The organism is Streptomyces sp. LHD-70 (assembly GCF_031157275.1).
Taxonomy (GTDB): domain Bacteria; phylum Actinomycetota; class Actinomycetes; order Streptomycetales; family Streptomycetaceae; genus Streptomyces.
Window position 1 is genome coordinate 1 of record NZ_JAVIFW010000054.1, and the last position, 1,988, is coordinate 1,988.

4 protein-coding genes are annotated in these 1,988 nt (G+C 66.2%); 1 reads left to right on the forward strand and 3 read right to left on the reverse strand.

Going from position 1 to position 1,988, the window contains the following annotated elements:
• Window positions 1–359 precede the first annotated feature (359 nt).
• From RCO28_RS39210 to RCO28_RS39220, 3 genes are all read right to left on the reverse strand, one after another.
• Window positions 360–689: an esterase gene (locus RCO28_RS39210; RefSeq protein WP_308946198.1), complete on the reverse strand. Its 330-nt coding sequence runs from the start codon at window positions 687–689 to the stop codon at window positions 360–362.
• 89 nt (window positions 690–778) lie between these two features.
• On the reverse strand, window positions 779–991 hold the full coding sequence (locus RCO28_RS39215; protein ID WP_308946199.1) for a hypothetical protein: 213 nt from the start codon (window positions 989–991) through the stop codon (window positions 779–781).
• Window positions 992–1,043: 52 nt separating this feature from the next.
• Window positions 1,044–1,205 carry a hypothetical protein gene (locus RCO28_RS39220; protein WP_308946200.1) on the reverse strand — a complete coding sequence of 54 codons (162 nt, stop codon included), beginning with the start codon at window positions 1,203–1,205 and terminating at the stop codon, window positions 1,044–1,046.
• Window positions 1,206–1,423: 218 nt separating this feature from the next.
• Here RCO28_RS39220 and RCO28_RS39225 point away from each other — a divergent pair, with 218 nt between their 5' ends.
• Window positions 1,424–1,690, forward strand: coding sequence for a hypothetical protein (locus RCO28_RS39225; protein ID WP_308946201.1), 267 nt, complete (start codon window positions 1,424–1,426; stop codon window positions 1,688–1,690).
• Window positions 1,691–1,988 lie beyond the last annotated feature (298 nt).

A 1,988-nucleotide genomic window follows, 5' to 3' on the forward strand; every position in this document is an offset into this window, starting at 1 on the left:
TACGGTCTTCGATCCATGCCCGCATCCCAGCATGCACATGACGAATGGTCGCCTCGTACGGCGATCAGTACCACGATCGAGCGATCACGAACCGAGGAAGATCGGACTTAACGACCTCTTAGGGCGAGGTGAATGATGGGAACGGCATCGGTGAACCGGTCGTAACGGCCGCAGCCTACGGGCGGGTTCGGGTGCTGGTCAGTCAGACGGAGTGGTCTCCCGCTGGGAGGAGCCGTGCAGGTTGTTGCGGAACCTCGACCGAACGGCTTCCAGCCCTGGAGCGTACGCAACGCTTGGCTGGGCGCACGGCAAGGCCGCCCCTACCTGTTCGGCGCGGGGCGGCACTATGCGGTTCTCGGTCAGATGTCGGCGAGGCGATTCGAGAGGTCGAGGGCGTCGGTCGCGAACGCGAGGGCGACGCAGAGGCCGGTCACCTCGTGGACGGTCGGACGGACCAGGCGCGGCCAGTCGTCCGGGGCGGCGGGCCAGGAGGCGAGGTGCACCTCGGTGGTGGCCAGGCCCAGGTGGGCGGTGATGTCCCAGCCCGTGAGGGAGGAGGGCTCCCAGTGCAGGCGGATGCGGCCGAGAGGGAGTCTTGGAGTTCCGGTCGCGAGCCACGTGACGTCGAGCGGGCCGTCGGGCCGGGCGGAGACGCGCTGGACCAGAGCGCCGCGTACACCGTCCGGCATAGGGCGTACGGCGAGATCGTGCAGCGGGAGGACGGACGAAGGGTGGGGTCGCGACGAGATGGAAGCCTCCGTGGTGTTGATGAAACGGGTCAGGCCCAGCCGAGGGAGTCGCCCACCGCCGTCGGGAGGTAGTCCTCCTGGCCGTCGTCGGCGATGAACGCCTTGCCGTCCCGGACGACGACATCGGCCCCCACGTAGTGGGCGAAGGGGAAGTCGGGGTTGATGGCGAGGCGAATTGGCAGGTTGGGGTCGAGTCCCTGGAGCTTGCGGAGCAGGTGGCCGACGGTCAGGTGCTGGGGCAAGAAGGCCTCCGAGAGCGGAACGGGAAGAGGGGGTGGGGTTGGTGGTGGTTTGTCAGGAGGCGTCGAGGCGAAGGGGGTTGCGAAGGAACTTCGGCCCCTCGGTGGGGTCGGCGAGGTGCTGACGGTGGCACTCGTTGACGTAGCCCTTGCCGCGGTCCTTCAGCTCCCTGTGGTCTTCAATGGTGGGGCGGACGACGGTGGCGGAGGTGTTCATAGTTGGACGAACCCTTCGTTGACCTGCGGTTTTCCCGACACCCGTACGTTGGCATGTGTCGTGCCGAAGTACGTAGTTGTTTCCAGGGGAGTGACGTCTGCCGTGGGCGAACTGGAAGCCGTCAGTAGGCAGCCAGCGGCACGGGAATGGATCGGCGAACGCGGTTGTCGTATGTGGGTTGCGGCGACGGGCCGCGCGGCGGCGAAGGCGGAGCAGAGATGGCCGAGGCGAGCAGACACTGGGACGGAGCCGGGCTGGAGCGCAAGATCCGCGCTGCCGGGCGGCCGTGGACAGTGGGCGACATCGCGATGGTCGCCGACGGCCAGTGGGGCGTTGGCGCACAGCCGAGCAGGTGGCTGCACGAGGAGACGGTCGGGGGGCACAGAGCAGCGGAAGGACGACGGGTCGAGCTGACAGTGGAGGAGCTGGCCCGCACGGTGGGCACCTGCATCGAGGATGCCCACCACGGCGAGGATCTCGCCTGACCGCTCAGCGAAGCGGTACACGGGACCGGCTCTGATCTTGTTTTTCTTTATCCTCTGGGCCTCTGGGGTGACGTGCTCGATCATGGGTGGATGACTGCCTTCTACCATGTGTGCTTCGTGGTCCCGGACATCGAGCAAGCGATGCAGGACTGGGCTTGATCCGCTTTGACGGACATCTGAGAGGTCGTTAAGTCCGATCTTCCTCGGTTCGTGATCGCTCGATCGTGGTACTGATCGCCGTACGAGGCGACCATTCGTCATGTGCATGCTGGGATGCGGGCATGGATCGAAGACCGTA